At 59.0% G+C, this 15632-nt stretch carries 17 protein-coding genes; 11 read left to right on the forward strand and 6 right to left on the reverse strand.

Annotated elements, in window-relative coordinates; all coding sequences use genetic code 11:
• Positions 1 to 23: 23 nt before the first annotated feature.
• From NAO55_RS14000 to NAO55_RS14010, 3 genes are all read left to right on the forward strand, one after another.
• Positions 24 to 317 carry a hypothetical protein gene (locus NAO55_RS14000; RefSeq protein ID WP_063544321.1) on the forward strand — a complete coding sequence of 98 codons (294 nt, stop codon included), beginning with the start codon at positions 24 to 26 and terminating at the stop codon, positions 315 to 317.
• Between the two features lie 96 nt (positions 318 to 413).
• Complete coding sequence (locus tag NAO55_RS14005) at positions 414 to 1787, forward strand: MATE family efflux transporter (RefSeq protein WP_102840533.1); 1374 nt, start codon at positions 414 to 416, stop codon at positions 1785 to 1787.
• Positions 1788 to 1789: 2 nt separating this feature from the next.
• Positions 1790 to 2248, forward strand: coding sequence for a DUF2214 family protein (locus tag NAO55_RS14010; RefSeq protein WP_102840532.1), 459 nt, complete (start codon positions 1790 to 1792; stop codon positions 2246 to 2248).
• Positions 2249 to 2261: 13 nt separating this feature from the next.
• On the opposite strand, the gene speA is transcribed toward NAO55_RS14010, so the two are convergent.
• The 3 genes from speA to thiO all read right to left on the reverse strand — a co-directional run bounded on the left by speA (position 2262) and on the right by thiO (position 5924).
• Positions 2262 to 4175 (reverse strand): arginine decarboxylase, encoded by a 1914-nt coding sequence (gene speA / locus NAO55_RS14015; protein ID WP_102840531.1) that lies wholly within the window; start codon positions 4173 to 4175, stop codon positions 2262 to 2264.
• A gap of 121 nt (positions 4176 to 4296) precedes the next feature.
• Positions 4297 to 4668: a translation initiation factor Sui1 gene (locus NAO55_RS14020; protein ID WP_102840530.1), complete on the reverse strand. Its 372-nt coding sequence runs from the start codon at positions 4666 to 4668 to the stop codon at positions 4297 to 4299.
• Positions 4669 to 4814: 146 nt separating this feature from the next.
• Positions 4815 to 5924: a glycine oxidase ThiO gene (gene thiO, locus NAO55_RS14025; RefSeq protein WP_102840529.1), complete on the reverse strand. Its 1110-nt coding sequence runs from the start codon at positions 5922 to 5924 to the stop codon at positions 4815 to 4817.
• Between the two features lie 154 nt (positions 5925 to 6078).
• On the opposite strand from thiO, the gene NAO55_RS14030 reads away from it, so the two are divergent.
• From NAO55_RS14030 to NAO55_RS14065, 8 genes are all read left to right on the forward strand, one after another.
• Entirely contained in the window at positions 6079 to 6573 is a 495-nt protein-coding gene (locus NAO55_RS14030; protein ID WP_102840528.1) for a GspH/FimT family pseudopilin, read from the forward strand.
• A 171-nt stretch (positions 6574 to 6744) separates the two neighbouring features.
• The gene (locus NAO55_RS14035; protein ID WP_063544308.1) at positions 6745 to 7221 is read left to right on the forward strand and encodes a GspH/FimT family pseudopilin; all 477 of its coding nucleotides are present in this window, start codon (positions 6745 to 6747) and stop codon (positions 7219 to 7221) included.
• 8 nt (positions 7222 to 7229) lie between these two features.
• Positions 7230 to 7778, forward strand: a complete 549-nt coding sequence (pilV, locus tag NAO55_RS14040) for a type IV pilus modification protein PilV (RefSeq protein ID WP_102840527.1) — start codon at positions 7230 to 7232, stop codon at positions 7776 to 7778.
• Positions 7775 to 8632 carry a PilW family protein gene (locus NAO55_RS14045; RefSeq protein ID WP_102840526.1) on the forward strand — a complete coding sequence of 286 codons (858 nt, stop codon included), beginning with the start codon at positions 7775 to 7777 and terminating at the stop codon, positions 8630 to 8632. The genes pilV and NAO55_RS14045 overlap by 4 nt, the downstream gene beginning before the upstream one ends.
• On the forward strand, positions 8629 to 9294 hold the full coding sequence (locus NAO55_RS14050) for a pilus assembly PilX family protein (protein ID WP_102840525.1): 666 nt from the start codon (positions 8629 to 8631) through the stop codon (positions 9292 to 9294). Before NAO55_RS14045 ends, NAO55_RS14050 begins: the two co-directional genes overlap by 4 nt.
• An 11-nt stretch (positions 9295 to 9305) precedes the next feature.
• The gene (locus NAO55_RS14055; RefSeq protein ID WP_232244582.1) at positions 9306 to 12782 is read left to right on the forward strand and encodes a pilus assembly protein; all 3477 of its coding nucleotides are present in this window, start codon (positions 9306 to 9308) and stop codon (positions 12780 to 12782) included.
• 4 nt (positions 12783 to 12786) lie between these two features.
• Positions 12787 to 13101: a PilY2 family type 4a fimbrial biogenesis protein gene (locus tag NAO55_RS14060; protein ID WP_102840523.1), complete on the forward strand. Its 315-nt coding sequence runs from the start codon at positions 12787 to 12789 to the stop codon at positions 13099 to 13101.
• Positions 13098 to 13523 (forward strand): type IV pilin protein, encoded by a 426-nt coding sequence (locus NAO55_RS14065; protein ID WP_256070218.1) that lies wholly within the window; start codon positions 13098 to 13100, stop codon positions 13521 to 13523. The genes NAO55_RS14060 and NAO55_RS14065 overlap by 4 nt, the downstream gene beginning before the upstream one ends.
• A gap of 58 nt (positions 13524 to 13581) precedes the next feature.
• Here NAO55_RS14065 and ispH read toward each other — a convergent pair whose 3' ends face one another.
• The 3 genes from ispH to lspA all read right to left on the reverse strand — a co-directional run bounded on the left by ispH (position 13582) and on the right by lspA (position 15577).
• Complete coding sequence (gene ispH / locus NAO55_RS14070; RefSeq protein WP_102840522.1) at positions 13582 to 14526, reverse strand: 4-hydroxy-3-methylbut-2-enyl diphosphate reductase; 945 nt, start codon at positions 14524 to 14526, stop codon at positions 13582 to 13584.
• Between the two features lie 117 nt (positions 14527 to 14643).
• On the reverse strand, positions 14644 to 15081 hold the full coding sequence (fkpB, locus tag NAO55_RS14075) for an FKBP-type peptidyl-prolyl cis-trans isomerase (protein ID WP_102840521.1): 438 nt from the start codon (positions 15079 to 15081) through the stop codon (positions 14644 to 14646).
• Positions 15074 to 15577, reverse strand: coding sequence for a signal peptidase II (gene lspA, locus NAO55_RS14080; RefSeq protein WP_014595905.1), 504 nt, complete (start codon positions 15575 to 15577; stop codon positions 15074 to 15076). Before lspA ends, fkpB begins: the two co-directional genes overlap by 8 nt.
• Positions 15578 to 15632 lie beyond the last annotated feature (55 nt).

The following is a 15632-nucleotide window of genomic DNA, read 5'->3' on the forward strand; positions in this document are numbered from 1 at the left end:
TCGAACGTTCAGGAGAGTGATACATGCGGGTAGAAGGATTCTTCGAATGGCTGGGACAGGCGCTGGGCGCGGTCATACGTTTCATTGTCGAGGGACTGGGCGACTTCTTCGGCCTGTTTGCCAGAGCCGGACACAATTTCCTCGAGGGGCTTTCCCGCACGCTGGGAATGGACCGCTCGCTGCTGAGCCTGGTCGCGCTGGTTATCGGCCTGCTGTTGCTGGTCGCGGCCGTTCGCTCATTCTTCCGCGGCTCGATCATCGGCGGGCTGGTCTGGCTGTTCCTCGGCTTGTGGCTGCTGAGCTGGCTGATTCACTGATCGCGCCGACACATCGCCCGGTGCGCCCCGGGCACTGCGGTTTTTCCTCTTTTCCCACAGGCCACGTATAGTGCCGGGCCGTCCCGGAGGCCGGTAATGTCGCGCATGCTTGCCGCCTGGCGCCACGCGCCCACGCATCAGAAGGTGTGGGCGCTGGCGGCGCCGATGATCCTGTCGAACCTGTCCGTGCCACTGGTAGCGCTGGTGGACAGCAGTGTGATCGGCCATCTGCCGCACGCTCACCAGCTGGGCGCGGTGGCGGTTGGCGGCAGCCTGTACACGCTGCTGGTGTGGGTGATGGGCTTCCTGCGCATGGGGACCACCGGCTTCGCCGCCCAGGCCGCTGGCCGCAACGATGGCGGCGCGCTGCGCCAGATCCTCCTGCAGGGGCTGTTGCTGGCCCTCGGCTTCGCCCTGCTGCTGGGCACGCTCGGCGTGCCGCTCAAGGGCGCCGCGCTGCAGCTGATACAGCCCTCCGCGGAACTGGACGACCTGACCCGTGACTATTTCCATACGCGCCTGTTCGGCCTACCCGCGGCGCTGGCCAGCTATGCGCTGATCGGCTGGTTTCTCGGCACGCAGAACGCCCGCGCGCCGCTGGCCATTCTGCTGACGACGAACCTGATCAATGTCGCGCTGGACCTGTGGTTCGTGCTCGGCCTCGACTGGGGCGTGGCCGGCGCCGCGCGCGCCTCGGTGATCGCCGAATGGAGCGGCGCGCTGCTTGGCCTGGCCCTTACTCGCAAGGCCCTGGCGCGTTATCCCGGCCGACTCAACACTCGCGCGCTGCGGCACTGGACAAGCTGGCGCCCGCTGATGGCGGTCAACCGCGACATTTTCCTGCGCTCGCTGGCACTGCAGCTGGTGTTCTTCCTGGTCACGGTGCAGGGCACCCGCCTGGGCGATGCCACAGTCGCCGCCAACGCCCTGCTGCTCAACGGCCTGCTGCTGACCGCGCATGCCCTCGACGGACTGGCCCATGCGGTGGAAGCCTTGAGCGGGCATGCCATCGGTGCAGGCGACCGCAACGCACTGCAACGGGTGATGGTGGTTGCCGGGGGTTGGTCATTGCTGGCCAGCATCGCCTTCGGCCTGTTCTTTCTGTTCGGCGGCCAGCTGTTCATCCAGTTGCAGACCGACATACCCGAAGTGCGCCAGACCGCGCTGACCTACTTGCCCTATCTGGCGGCATTGCCGCTGATCGCGGTCTGGAGCTATCTGCTCGATGGCCTGTTCATCGGTGCCACCCGCGCGCGGGAGATGCGCAACAGCATGCTGCTGGCGGTGGCGCTGACGTTACCGCTGGGCTGGCTGCTGCAGGGGCTGGGCAATCACGGCTTGTGGCTGGCGTTTCTCACCTTCATGCTGACGCGCGGCATCTGCCTGGGCGTGCTCGCCTTGCGTCTGCAGCGCCGCGGCGCCTGGTTTACCATGAGCACGCCTGACACCACACATTCCGAAGGACGCTGAACATGGCCTATGCCATTGCCGCCTACCTGCACTTTCTGGCGATCTTCCTGCTATTTGCCCTGTTGCTGCTGGAGCATCAGCTGTTCCGCCAGCCGCTGACGCTGGAGCGCGCGCGCAGCCTGTTCCGTATCGACATAGCCTTTGGCATCACGGCCGCGGCCGTGCTGGCGAGCGGCATCGCCCGGGCGGTCTTCTATGGCAAGGGTCTGGACTACTATCTGAAAAACGGCTTCTTTCACGCCAAGGTCGGTTTGTTCGTGGTCGTCGCCGTCCTGTCCATCTACCCGACGCTGACCTTTCTGCGCTGGCGCCCCGCGCTCACGGCAGGCCAGGCGCCGACCGTCTCGAGCGGCAGCGCCAGGTGGGTCAAGCTGTCCATCCGCCTGGAGCTGCTGCTGCTCGCGCTGATTCCCCTGCTGGCGGCACTGATGGCACGAGGCTTCGGCGTCATGCCCGGCTGACGCCGGGCCCCCATCAGGGCGTCAGGTAGGACGAACGCGTCAGGCCCAGGCGCAGCGCGTCGATGTACTGCGTGCGTTCCTTGGCGCTCAACTTGGCCCCGGCCACCTTGTCGCGGTAGTAGGTCATCAGCTCCTCGGGCGACAGATGCACATAGCGCAGCATGTCCTCGATGGTGTCATGGGTCTCGATGCCGGCGTGGTAGTAGCTACCGTCCTCGCGCTGATAAACGTTCACCGAGTCGGTGTCGCCGAACAGGTTGTGCATGTCGCCAAGAATCTCCTGATAGGCACCTACCAGGAACACGCCGAGGAAGTACTCCTCGCCAGGCGCGACCTCGTGCACCGGCATGCTGCTTTCGATGCTCTGCTCGTCGACGTAGTGCTTGATCTTGCCATCCGAGTCGCAAGTCAGATCCTGCAGCACGGCGCGCCGCACCGGCTCCTCGGTCAACCGCTGCAGCGGCACGATCGGCAGGATCTGGTCGATCGCCCAGGTGTCCGGCAGGCTCTGGAACACCGAGAAGTTACAGATGTACTTGTCCGCCAGCTTGTCGTTGAGCTCGTCGAGCACCGCCCGATGCGAGCGCTGACGGGCCTTGAGCTGGTTGTACAGGCGGCGGCAGATGGCGAAATAGCTCTGCTCGGCCAGCGCCTTCTGTGCCAGGGTCAGCTTGCCGGACGCGTACTGCGCGCTGGACTCGCTCATGTAATGGGTGGCGCGCCAGTAGGTCTCGGTGACCATTTCCGGGTCGGTCGGGCCGAGCAGATCGGCCAGAGACTGGACGATTTCCGGCAGATCGTCGTAGTTATCGATCACCGGCAACTCGTCGTTGTGCCGCTCGACGTCGGTGACCTGCATGACCAGCACCGCATGATGCGCCGTCATCGCCCGCCCGCTCTCGGAGAAAATGTTCGGGTGCGGCAGGCCCTGCGCCTCGCAGAACTCCTTGAGCATGCCGACCACGGTACCGGCGTATTCGTCGATGTCGTAGTTGATCGAACTGGCATTGCGCGAGTGGGTGCCGTCGTAGTCGACTCCCAAGCCGCCGCCGACATCGATGTAATCCACCGGCAGCCCGAGTGCACGCAATTCTGCGTAATAGCGGATGGCTTCCCGGAAGCCCTGGCGGTAGTCGGCCAGGTTGGCGATCTGCGAGCCCATGTGGAAGTGCAACAGGCGAATGCCCTGATCCATCTCTGCGGCGCGGAAGCGTTCGATCACCGAGAGCAACTGCGCTGCGGACAAGCCGAACTTGGAACGCTCGCCACCGGTATCGGCCCACTTGGACGATGCCAGCGACGACAGGCGCACGCGCAGGCCGACCTGCGGGGTCAGCTTGAGCTCGTTGGCCTCCTCGATCACCAGGCCGACCTCGGACTCCTTCTCGATGACGATGAACACATTGTGGCCGAGCTTCTGCCCCATCAGCGCCAGGCGGATGAACTCGCGGTCCTTGTAGCCGTTGCAGACAATGGTGCCGCCCTTCGGCGCCAGCGCCAGCACCGCCATCAGCTCCGGCTTGGAGCCTGCCTCCAGGCCGATGGAAACGTTCTGCGTGGCGATGATGTTCTCCACCACCGCTTCCTGCTGATTGACCTTGATCGGGTACAACGCGGTGTACTTGCCGGCGTACTCCATGCGCTCGATGTTGGCGTCGAAGGCTCCGGTCAGGCGCCGCACGCGGTCCTGCAGGATGCCGGGAAACCGCACCAGCAGCGGCAGCGACAGCCCCGCCTCGCGCAATTGCTCGATCAGCCCGTTGAACTCGATCGGCTCGCCGCTGGGGCCCTGCGGGCGAACCTCGACGTTGCCCTGATCATTGATGGCGAAGTAACCGGCACCCCAGTGGCGAATGCCATAGATGCTGCGGCTGTCAGCAGCGGTCCACTGGCTGCCGTCATCTTTACGTGTGCGTCGTACGGGCATCGAAGCCTCCCGGAAAGAATTGAACGTTTCGCCTCAGGCAGATGCGCCCAGCGAAGGCTATGCGGCTTCGACAGCCGATATGCGTAAAAAGGTGAAAATTGGTGAGGCGATCACAGCGACATCAGCCGCCGGACTTCTTGGCCTTGAAGCCACGCTTGGTCAGCTCGTCAATCAGCAGCTGAACATGATCGCCCTGAATCTCGATGACGCCTTCCTTCAGCGCCCCGCCCGTGCCGCAGCGGCGTTTCAGCGCGCTGGCGAGCTCCTTGAGCTCGCTCTCCGGCAGGGGCACGCCACTGATGGTCGTCACCGTCTTGCCGCCCCGCCCCTTGCTCTCGCGGCGCACCCGTGCAATGCCGTCGCCTTCGGGCACAACGCTTTGTTTGCAGATGCAACTGCCCAGCGGCTGACTGCACTCGGGACAATGCCGGCCGGCATCGGTGGAATAGACCAGCCCGCTCAGGCCGGCCAGGGAAGTGGTTTTCTTCGCCACACAAACCTCACTCGCCAATCTGGCTCTGCCTGGCAGAGCCGAAGTGCCGGCTAATTTACCAGCAATGCGAGTCGCTAGCAGAACAGCGTCCGGGCAGCGGGATCGAAGCCCGGACTTCGTGAAGCTGGAGCAAGGCGAAGAGCCGATCAGCCCTTCTGATCAGCAAGACGCCCGGCTGGCGCATAAGGCGATGGATCGACGATCGGCTCGCGGCCAAGCATCAGGTCCGCCAGCAGCTGGCAGGACGCCGGCGCCAGTACCAACCCGTTGCGGAAGTGCCCGCAGTTCAGCCACAGCCCATCGAAGCCGCTCACCGGTCCTATATAAGGCACGCCGTCCGGCGAACCGGGCCGCAGACCTGCCCAGTGTTTGACCACTTGCGCGTCGGCCAGCGCGGGCAACAGCTCGATCGCTGTTGCCCTCAGGCTTTCCAGCGCGTCTTCGGTCGGCGTCTTGTCGAAGCCGACATCTTCCAGCGTGCTGCCGACCAGGATATGGCCGTCGCGCCGCGGAATCGCATAGCGCCGTTTGGCCAGCACCATGCTCGGCAGGAAGTCCTCGGCGCACTTGAATAGAATCATCTGCCCCTTCATCGGCTTGACCGGGATCTGCAGTCCCAGAGTCGCCAGCAACTGGGCGCTCCAGGCACCGGCCGCGACGACCACGTGATCAGCCCGCGTATCGCCCTGCGCCGTCCTCACACCCACGACCCGCGAGCCATCCTGCAGAAAGCTCTCGACCGGGCAATGCTCGATCACATTCACATTGGGCAGCTGCCGCAGCGCCGCACGCAACGCCTGCAGCAGCCGCGGATTGCGAATATTGGCAACTCCCTGCATATACACGGCCCGCTGGTATCCATCGCCCAGCGAAGGCACCGCCCGATGTACCGCCTCCATCGGCACCGCTTGCATCGGTCGGCCATAACGCTCAGCCCAGCTCAGCGCCTCGGCCTCGTCGTGCAGGTCGAGCCAGTAGAGGCCCGTCACATGCACCTCAGGGTCCACCCCGGTCTCTTCCAGAAGTCGCTCGCCGAGCTGCGGATAGAAATCCTGCGACCAATGCGCCAGCGCCGTAACCGCCGGGCTGTAGCGCCACGGATACAGCGGCGAAACGATCCCGCCGCCAGCCCAGGAGGCTTCGCCGCCGACATTGCCAGACTCCAACAGAGACACCGACTTCCCCGCCTCCGCCAGTCGATAGGCAGATAGCAGACCGATCACGCCCCCACCGACAACGATCACTTCTTGATTCACATCACACTCCAACCGTCTGGTTCACATTTCTGCCCGTCCCGGCTTGGACTGACAGGCGACCTGCTTTAAAAGAGGCCTCGTGCATCGTTGAACATCCACATGCACAGACAGCGGCCAGGATGGCTGCGCATCATACGTGCAAAGGAACCGCACCATGCCTAATCGAGGTCAAGGCTTCACGCTTGTTGAACTTCTGATCACCGTGTCAGTACTCGGGATTGTCGTTTCGATGGCTGTACCCGCCGTTGAGACGCTTATCACGCGAAGCCGCCAGAAAGCTCTGCTTGAAGAGCTCTGGACAGCTGTACAAGGCGCCAGAGCAGCGGCGGTCATGAGAAAGGAGCCCATCGAAATATGCGCTTCGAAAGATGCGACGAACTGTGTTTCAGACTGGACGGGAGGCTGGCTGGTACGCAGCCCTGGCGCGCAGAAAACTCTCAACGTCACTCAATTAGCGCCTGGAAACGACGTTCGATGGAAGGGAATGGGACAATCCATTCGCTTTCGTAGCAACGGAACCACGCTAAACAACGGGTCGTTCTATCAATGCCACGATTCGAAGGTAGCCTGGCAGCTCAAACTCAGCCGGCAGGGACGACTCAGAAAAGTACCCACGGTTGAATACAAAGACAGCACCCTCTGCAATTAACGCTGAACGCCCTGCATCAAGCCGGCGACCGGATTATTGATTGTGAAACGACTCACATAAGAAACAGCTCAGTTACCGGCCATCGCCACAAACTGGCCGATTATCTCTGGCAGCAGGACAACAGGCCGCTGCGAACCCATCATCCGCTCAAGAATTTCTATGGAGCACACCATGTCACGCCGTCGCGACATGCATGGATTCACCCTGATCGAATTGTTGATCACCTTGGCACTGCTAACCATCGTGGTGACCATGGCAGTCCCGAATTTCACGTTTTTTATCCAGAAGACACGCTTGCAGAGCAAAGCCGAGGAGTTGGTAGGTTTCTTACAGTACGCCCGGGGCGAAGCAGTGACACAGAGGACCGCCGCCTCGATCGCTGTAGACGATAACGGCCCGTGGATCCTAACTGTTGGCAACAATGAACGTCAGCTGGAGCACACCCCCGCTCAAGCTCAGATGCTCGCAGACGTGGCTAACGTGACGTACCGGACGAATGGCACTGCGACCCCGGCGCTGATCACACTCTGCCTTGATGACAACCCCGATACCGGATTCGTCGTGGAAGTGCAGTCCAGCGGGGCAGCACGATTGCATCCGCGCGGCAAAGACGTCGATGGCAGCAATTTGACTAGCTGCGAGCCATGAGGAAGAGCATGAAAAACAGCAAAGGCTTTAGCTTGATCGAAGTGATGGTAACCCTGGTGCTCACCACTATTGGCATCCTTGGCATGGTAGCAATGCAAGGTCGCAGCATTCAGTACACACAAGACTCGGTACAGAGAAACGCCGCAGTCATGCTGGCAGATGACTATGTGGAAATCATTCGAGCCAATCCCGAAGAGCTCTTTGAAAAGGCGCCGCCGAAGGAGCCGTTTTACAGTGGATTCAAAGACGCATCCCCGTTTTACAAGGACGCAGGAAGTGATTTCTCAACTGCTCCGGTGGCTTGCGTGAGCAACCCTAAAAGCGCATTGGAGATGCGCAACTGCTGGGTGGAAGCAGCACAGGCAGCACTACCGAATGCAGCAGCTCTATTTGAAGAGGCCTTCTATGTTTGTCGCAGCTCTGCTCCAGGTACCTGTGACGACAAAGGCTCCATGCTGGAAATTCAATTGGCATGGGCGGTAAAAGCTGGCACCTGCCCTGATGACAGAGCCCCCAACGACACCACCTGTATCTACAGAACCCGAGTCGAACTATGAGCACCCATAAACTCAATGCGCAGCGCGGGCTGTCGATGATCGAGCTTCTGGTAGCCCTCGCCATCAGCAGCTTTCTACTTCTAGGCATAAGCCAGATATATCTCGACAACAAGCGCACTCAGCTCTTCCAGCAGAATCAGACCGGCAACCAAGAAAACAGCCGCTTCGCTGCCCTGATACTGAACGAGTACCTTGGCAAAGCGGGCTACCGCCGCGCACCGGACCAGCTAATCGAAGAAGCATTTCCGGAGAAGTCCTATCCCGGATGCAAACAGTTCGGGAAAGGAAGCGCTGTTTCCGCAACTACTGACGGGCTAGGTATATGTCTACGCTATCAGCCAGTAGTCAGTGGTGAACTCGATTGCCATGGCAATGCCAGCCCCGCGTTCACCGATACCACTGCGTTCAAGCCCGCGCCCACCAGCAGCCTCATTGTTCTGGCTATCAAGTACGTTCCTGGTACCGATCCGCAAGACCTGAACTCCGGCACCTTGGAGTGCAGCAATGTGACGGCGAACAATCCAAGCTACGTAGAACTCATCTCGGGTGTCGCTGACTTTCGGCTTGAGTTCGGAGTGGGCGGCAAAGACTTACTGGAAAGAAAACTCACCGAAGGCAGCAATCGCTTCGTAAGTGCAAGCGCATGGAGCGAGAACAACGGCCCGATACGCGCGGTGCGTTACTCACTTCTTCTTGCGAGCAACGAAGGCCAACGGGACAGCGAGTCCTCGGTTTACAGCAACTGGTACGACTCTGCTGATGCCACGACAAAAGCACGTCTTGCTGATGGAGACGGCAACCGCATCTATCAGGTAGCTCACGCCACACAGACAATCAGGAACTTGATGCCATGACCGCCTTTCTGCCTGTACGGGAGCGCGGCGCTACATTGCTGGTCGCGCTTGTAATGCTGCTAATCATGACTGTGCTCGCACTCTCTAGCATGCGCGGCGTCGTTCTGGAATCTAGAATAACCGGTAACCGTGCAGAGAACTTGCGCTTGAAGGGTGCAGCCAGTGCAGCGCTACGTGAAGCTGAGTTTCGCTTCTATGGTCCGGCATATTTACGCGACAAACTTGAGCCCAGCCAAAGTAACTGCCAAAAGAACAATGTGTTGCTAGCAAACGGCGCCAACCGTCCTTGCTTGCTCAACATCAGCGATGAAGCCGATCGTCTTGCCTTCATGCTAGACCCTTTGGCATTCCTTAAAAATAGTTCAGCTCAAAACAAAACGGGCGCCGACACGGATGCCGCCGACGCAACCGACTTCATCACCTGGATGCCTTACCGCGGCAGAATAGCTGGAAATGATAACGAGACATCTACCGATTTCGGCGCTTACTGGAACACGCATTTAATTTCAATTGGCGAAGATGACGCCACAGCTTTGAATGCAGAGTATGGGGCGGTAATGGAAGGCCGAGGCACTTATTTTTATCAGATAAATGGACAAGCCGACGACCGGCTAGCCGTGCAGTCAACAGCCGCTAATGTCTACGTTGGCCTGAACAACTAAGGAATATGAATATGATCGCTAATTGTTCTGGCATAGCGAGAACTTTGATTGCAGCAGCGATTGGCTCCGCCATCTTCACTGCACCTTTGAGCTCGAGCGCCGCAGTATCCCAACAACCTCTCTCTCTTACCGAGGGGGTTGCGCCTAACCTTCTGGTTACATTAGATGACTCGGGGAGCATGGCATGGGACTATGCGCCCGACGGCCGGTCAAACTGGGGCATTGCGTTAAAATCTAACGCAACCAACTCGATGTATTACAATCCAAACCACACGTACAGGCTACCCAAAAAACTGAGCCTGGACAGCTCTGGCGAAATTGTAGTCCAAGAGTACAGTGCACCCACAGAATACTCGGCGGTACCCGTTGACGGATTCAATCCAGACGGAAGCAAGGCCACGCTATATAAGGTAACGGAGCAATGCAACAAGTGGGGCTGCACCACCACAACAACCGATAACTTCTATTACTACAACTACAATGCAGGCACCTCCACATGCCCTAGCAAGCCATCAGCAAAGCCGGCAGACAGTTGCTTCACCAAGGTTTCAGTTACTGGGGAGCAACGTCGAAACTTTGCGATCTGGTATTCTTTTTATCGCACAAGAAACCTTGCCACTCGCACCGCGGCGAATCTCGCCTTTTATACCCTACCAGAAAATGTGCGGCTCACCTGGGGTGCACTTAACACCTGCGCAATAGGCGCCGGCACAACTAGCGGAACATGCAACACTAATACCATTGGACGCTTTTCCGGCGAGCACCGCGTGAATTTCTTCAATTGGCTCAGCGAACTACCTAGATCAGGCGGAACGCCTTTGCATAACGCGATGATGCGTGCTGGCGATTTCCTCAAGAACAACTCTAAAGCCTACAGAGATGACGATGGTAGTGAGTACTCATGCCGCGCGAGCTATCATATATTGATGACCGACGGCATGTGGAACGGAAGGCCCAGCGGCACAACAAATCATGATGGCGAACTTGACTACCCCTACAAAGATGATCAAGCAAACACTTTGGCTGACTGGGCATATTATTACTGGGCGAACGACCTTCGCCCTGACATAGCCAACAATATCCGCCCATATCTTCCATTTGAAACCGGAAACGAAGCGAACGACAAAAAAGACCCACGCAATAACCCTGCCAATTGGCAGCACATGGTTAATTTTACCGTAGGCTTGGGTCTGACCAATTCATTACAGCAGGCTACCGCCCCCACTTGGGGTGGTTCAACGTTCGCCAACCATAGCGAACTGATGAATATGGGGACTAACGGCAAACGCTGGCCGGGAGTTGGGAACGACGACCCTGACAACGTGTATGACGTCTGGCACGCGGCAATTAACTCGCGGGGCGAATTCTTCAGCTCAGATTCGCCTGACAGTCTCGTTGCGGCCTTCGCTAATATTCTAAGCCGTATCGCTGAACGCACCACCTCTGCCGCCAGCCCAGCCATTAACTCCGGCATGCAGGATGACGGGACTGGCGGATTAGTCAGCTATGCCTATCAAACGTCTTATTCAAGCGATGAGAGCTGGGCTGGCGATATCAAGGGGTATCTGAAGACGAAAACGCTCAACGCCGTAACTGGTCTCTACGAGGTTACGACTACCGAGGAATGGAGCGCCCGTGAAAAGCTTGCCAGCCGCAGCACCGGCCGGAACATCACCATTGCTGCTTCGACCGGTGGGACGCTGGGCGATGCCGATGGTCTCACTGATCTGACTTGGAGCCATGCCGGGGACGCAAATACAGCTGGCACACTCGCTTATTTCCTGCGACAAGATCCGGATGATGGCGACACTCTGGAAACTGATAGCACGAACGCACAGTTGCGCCTGGATTTCCTCAAAGGGGACCGAAGCGAAGAAGGGACGCTTTTTCGCAAACGCAGTACAGTTCTCGGTGACATGATTGCTTCAAAACCCGTGACGGTACGAGGGGCTCGCTACTTGAGCAGTTATGCGGAACGCCTGCACCCGGGAAGCGACTACGCCGAATTTGTCACGTTGCAAAGAGAACGATCGCCTCGCGTCTATGTTGGAGCCAATGATGGGATGCTTCACGGTTTCGACGCCGCAACCGGGCATGAATCCTTTGCCTTCGTTCCAACCGCAGTTTTTCCAAAGTTGCATAAGCTCACGGGGAAAAGCTACCAGGGCGCTCATCACCAATTTTACGTAGATGGCTCACCAGTGGTTGCCGACGTTTTCATAGGCAACGAATGGCGGACCGTGTTGGTTGGTACCTTGCGGGCGGGCGGAAAGGGACTGTTCGCGCTGGACGTCACCGAGCCTACTGCGATCAAGCTCTTGTGGGAGTTTCATGACAACTCCATTCCCAGCAGCAACGATGTTCGTTTGGGCTACAGCTTCCCACAACCTACGATCGCAAGACTGCATAACGGCAAGTGGGCTGTGGTAACAGGAAATGGCTACGACAGCAGCAACAAGGACAACGGCAAGGCAGCTTTGCTGATTATCGACATGGAAACCGGCGAACTCACCAAGAGCCTGGAAGTCAGCGGGGCGGAAGGCGTAAGTAATGGCTTGTCGACGCCGAAATTGACTGATTTTAACGCTGACGGTGTCGCGGACTTTGCGTATGCCGGCGACCTCCAAGGAAATCTCTGGCGGTTCAACCTTACTCCAGAAGATATGGTAGCCCCTTATACTCGTCTGGAGAATGAAACAAGCACGGCGGAGATAGGATTCAAGGTTTCCTACTCCAACAAGCCTCTTTTCAAGGCCGTCACTGACAAGGGTGTGCGCCAACCGATCACCGCGGCGCCTTCCATCATCCGTCACCCGACGCTGCATGGATATCTGGTTGTTTTCGGCACAGGAAAATATTTCGAAGAGGGCGACAAGGACGGCTCATCCACGACGCAAAGCATCTATGGCATCTGGGACACTGACACACTCAATCCCAAGAACGGCTTACAGCCAGCCAACCTAGTCAGGAGCCAGCTTCAGGCGCAATCAATGAACGCTACGCTTGAAAGCGAAGTTACCGGCCGTGACGCTCGTCTTTTGAGCCAGAATGGCGTGAAATGGGCCATTCCACCAACGCCTACCAACCCTCAGTGGACGGACGATGCTGGCCACAAATATGGTTGGGTCTTCGATTTACCGCTTAATAGCGAGATGATGATCGAGAACATGGCTACCTTAGGTCGGACGTTGTTTTTCCAGACTTTAGTACCCAATGCTGACCCATGCTCGTCGGGCGTCGAAACCTGGACTTACGCAATCAACCCCCAGACGGGGGGGCGCACCCTGCATCATGCCTTCGTCGACCACCGCAGTGCTAATAATCCCGACACGGTCATTTCCGCGGTACGCCAGGACGGCGAAGGCGGCCTGACCTTGGGGCAAGGGCCTGATACTAAGTACGAGCTATGCACCGGCCTGGAATGCAAGCCAGTGTTCCCAGACCCCTCCAGCCTCGGTCGCCAAAGCTGGCGCCCAATAGGGAATTAACCACATGAGCATCAGATTGCGAGCTTCGCTTACCGCGCTATCGTTGATATTCCTATCAGGCTTCGCTAAGGCAGCGACCTTTGAAGCCGTGGGCACTATTGAAGACGTTCGGCTCGGCCAGAATCTTGTGGTAGTCGAGAGGGTTACGTACGCCCTGCCAAATAAAACCGTGATCAACGGAACCCCGGCGATTCTCCAGCTAAAGCCGGGCTACCTCATCGGCTTCAGTGGCACTGAAGCCTCGCCACACTCAATCATCGAGTCGCTCTATCTGTATCCTGACTCGGTGCGTAGCGTTGAATTGGGAGAGCAGCCGTGACCGCACGAACCAGTGGCTTCACTCTGATTGAGCTGATGATAGTGGTCGGCATTCTGGGAGTACTTGCTGCTATCGCGTACCCCAACTACACCGAATATGTCCAACGTAGCAATCGCAGTGAGGGACAAGCGTTGCTCAATGACGCAGCGGCTAGTCAGGAGCGCTTCTTTGCACAGAACAATCGTTATGTAACGGCCGCGGCAGACATTGCCAAACTGGGCCTGCGCGGCACTAGCGGTACCACCGTCAATTCGGACAATGGGAAATACACTTTAACGGTAGGTACGGCCGCCAACGATGGCGGCTATACGCTGACGGCAACGCAGAACTTTGGAGATGCAGCCTGCGGAAATCTGACCCTAAACGCTCGCGGCGTAAAGGGTCGTAGCGGGACAAAAAGCGTCGAAGCGTGCTGGAAATAAACTAACGGCTAGAAAAGCCCGGCGCTTGCCGGGTTTTTCTAGCCGCCAGCGACGCTTTTTAAACCGCCTTCAACCGCAACTCCTTCGGCATGGAGAACGTCACGTTCTCCGGCCGCCCTTCCAATTCATTCATGTCAGTGGCGCCCCACTCCTTCAGCTGCTCGATTACCCCACGCACCAGCACCTCAGGTGCCGATGCGCCGGCAGTGATGCCGATGCGCTCGACGCTCTCGAACCACTCGCGCTTGAGGTCCTCGGCGCCGTCGATCAGATAGGCCGGGGTGTTCATGCGCTCTGCCAGCTCACGCAGACGGTTTGAGTTTGAGCTGTTGGGGCTGCCGACCACCAGTACCACGTCGCATTCATCGGCCAGTTGCTTCACCGCATCCTGGCGGTTCTGTGTGGCGTAACAGATGTCGTCCTTGCGTGGACCGCCGATGCTCGGGTACTTGCGGCGCAACGCGTCGATGACGCGACTGGTGTCATCCATGGACAACGTGGTCTGGGTGACGAATGCCAGGGCCTCGGGGTTGCGCACCTGCAGCTGGGCAACATCCTCTTCATCCTCGACCAGGTAGATCGCGCCGCCATTGCGCGCGTCGTACTGCCCCATGGTTCCTTCGACTTCAGGGTGGCCCTGGTGGCCGATGAGGATGCATTCGCGCCCTTCACGGCTGTACTTGGCCACTTCCAGATGCACCTTGGTCACCAGCGGACAGGTGGCGTCGAATACCTTCAGGCCGCGTTTCTCCGCTTCCTGCCGAACGGCCTGCGAAACGCCATGGGCGCTGAAGATGACGATGACGTTGTCCGGCACCTGATCCAGCTCCTCGACGAAGACCGCACCGCGGGCACGCAGGTCTTCCACGACGAACTTGTTGTGCACGACCTCATGTCGCACATAGATCGGAGGCCCGAAGACTTCCAGAGCGCGGTTGACGATTTCGATGGCGCGATCTACACCCGCGCAGAAGCCGCGAGGGTTGGCGAGTTTGATTTGCATGATGGGTCTCGGCACGCGAAGGCTTGATGACGGGGGAGTGTAACGCGATACGTGCGGGCATTCTCGGGTGCCCTTCGTCAGCCGGCGGACGCGAACGCCCCCGCTGCTGCGAGCCGGTTACACCGGTTTGACGTCGATGATTTCGACGTCGAACGTAAGGGTCTTGCCAGCCAGAGGATGGTTGAAGTCGACAGTGACCTGATTGTCATCGAAGGCTTTCACGACCCCCGGCAGCTCGGTGCGGGCCGCGTCCTGAAAGCTCACCATCAAGCCTTCGGAGAGCTCCATCCCGGCGAACTGGCTGCGCGGCATGACCTGCACGTTCTGCGGGTTGATCTGGCCGAAGCCCTGCTCCGGAGCAATCTGCAGGGTGCGCTTGTCACCGGCCTTCAGCCCATAGAGCTGTTGCTCGAAACCCGGCAGCAAGTTGCCGTCACCCACCTTGAAGGTGGCCGGTTTCTTGTCGAACGTGCTGTCGACCAGCTCGCCCGTCTCCAGGCCGAGCGCAAAATGCAGGGTGACTTCCTTGTCCGGCCCAATGCGCTGTTCAGTCATGTGCGGATTCTCCGGTCTTGTTGCCCTTGAACATATCCAGCGCCAGCATCACGGCGCCTACGGTAATGGCGCTATCGGCGATGTTGAACGCCGGGAAGTACCAGCGGTTCTGCCAATGCACCAGGATGAAGTCGACCACGTGACCAAGCACCACGCGGTCATAGAGGTTGCCCAAAGCGCCCCCCAATACCAAAGCCAACGCAACGGCGAGCCAGGTTTCGCTGGCCTTCAGGCGCTTGAGCCAGACCACCAGCACGACGCTCACGCCAATGGCGATCGCCGCGAACAGCCAGCGCTGCCAGCCGCTGTGGTCGGCCAGAAAGCTAAACGCCGCACCGGTGTTGTAGGCCAGGGTCCAGGCGAAGTAGTCGGGGATGACCTCGACCTTCTGGTACAGGCTGAAATTGGCCTCAAACCAGTGCTTGGTGGCCTGATCGAGGGCGATGACCAATACGCTCAGCCAGAGCCAGGCAAGCTTGCCGAAACGCGCCGTCATGCAATGGCCTCCGCAGGAACACGACGCGGCAGAGCGCGCATCAGTCCAGCAGCAG

This window comes from Stutzerimonas frequens (assembly GCF_024448335.1).
In the GTDB taxonomy this organism is placed as follows: Bacteria; Pseudomonadota; Gammaproteobacteria; order Pseudomonadales; family Pseudomonadaceae; genus Stutzerimonas; species Stutzerimonas frequens.

Bases quoted from the DNA above. Each gene is read 5' to 3' on its own strand.
- NAO55_RS14055 (WP_232244582.1), top strand. From the start codon at position 9,306: ATGATCGCTAATTGTTCTGGCATAGCGAGAACTTTGATTGCAGCAGCG.
- NAO55_RS14030 (WP_102840528.1), top strand. From the start codon at position 6,079: ATGCCTAATCGAGGTCAAGGCTTCACGCTTGTTGAACTTCTGATCACC.
- NAO55_RS14050 (WP_102840525.1), top strand. From the start codon at position 8,629: ATGACCGCCTTTCTGCCTGTACGGGAGCGCGGCGCTACATTGCTGGTC.
- NAO55_RS14000 (WP_063544321.1), top strand. From the start codon at position 24: ATGCGGGTAGAAGGATTCTTCGAATGGCTGGGACAGGCGCTGGGCGCG.
- pilV (WP_102840527.1), top strand. From the start codon at position 7,230: ATGAAAAACAGCAAAGGCTTTAGCTTGATCGAAGTGATGGTAACCCTG.
- NAO55_RS14060 (WP_102840523.1), top strand. From the start codon at position 12,787: ATGAGCATCAGATTGCGAGCTTCGCTTACCGCGCTATCGTTGATATTC.
- speA (WP_102840531.1), bottom strand. From the start codon at position 4,175: ATGCCCGTACGACGCACACGTAAAGATGACGGCAGCCAGTGGACCGCT.
- NAO55_RS14010 (WP_102840532.1), top strand. From the start codon at position 1,790: ATGGCCTATGCCATTGCCGCCTACCTGCACTTTCTGGCGATCTTCCTG.
- ispH (WP_102840522.1), bottom strand. From the start codon at position 14,526: ATGCAAATCAAACTCGCCAACCCTCGCGGCTTCTGCGCGGGTGTAGAT.
- NAO55_RS14045 (WP_102840526.1), top strand. From the start codon at position 7,775: ATGAGCACCCATAAACTCAATGCGCAGCGCGGGCTGTCGATGATCGAG.
- NAO55_RS14035 (WP_063544308.1), top strand. From the start codon at position 6,745: ATGTCACGCCGTCGCGACATGCATGGATTCACCCTGATCGAATTGTTG.
- fkpB (WP_102840521.1), bottom strand. From the start codon at position 15,081: ATGACTGAACAGCGCATTGGGCCGGACAAGGAAGTCACCCTGCATTTT.
- lspA (WP_014595905.1), bottom strand. From the start codon at position 15,577: ATGACGGCGCGTTTCGGCAAGCTTGCCTGGCTCTGGCTGAGCGTATTG.
- NAO55_RS14005 (WP_102840533.1), top strand. From the start codon at position 414: ATGTCGCGCATGCTTGCCGCCTGGCGCCACGCGCCCACGCATCAGAAG.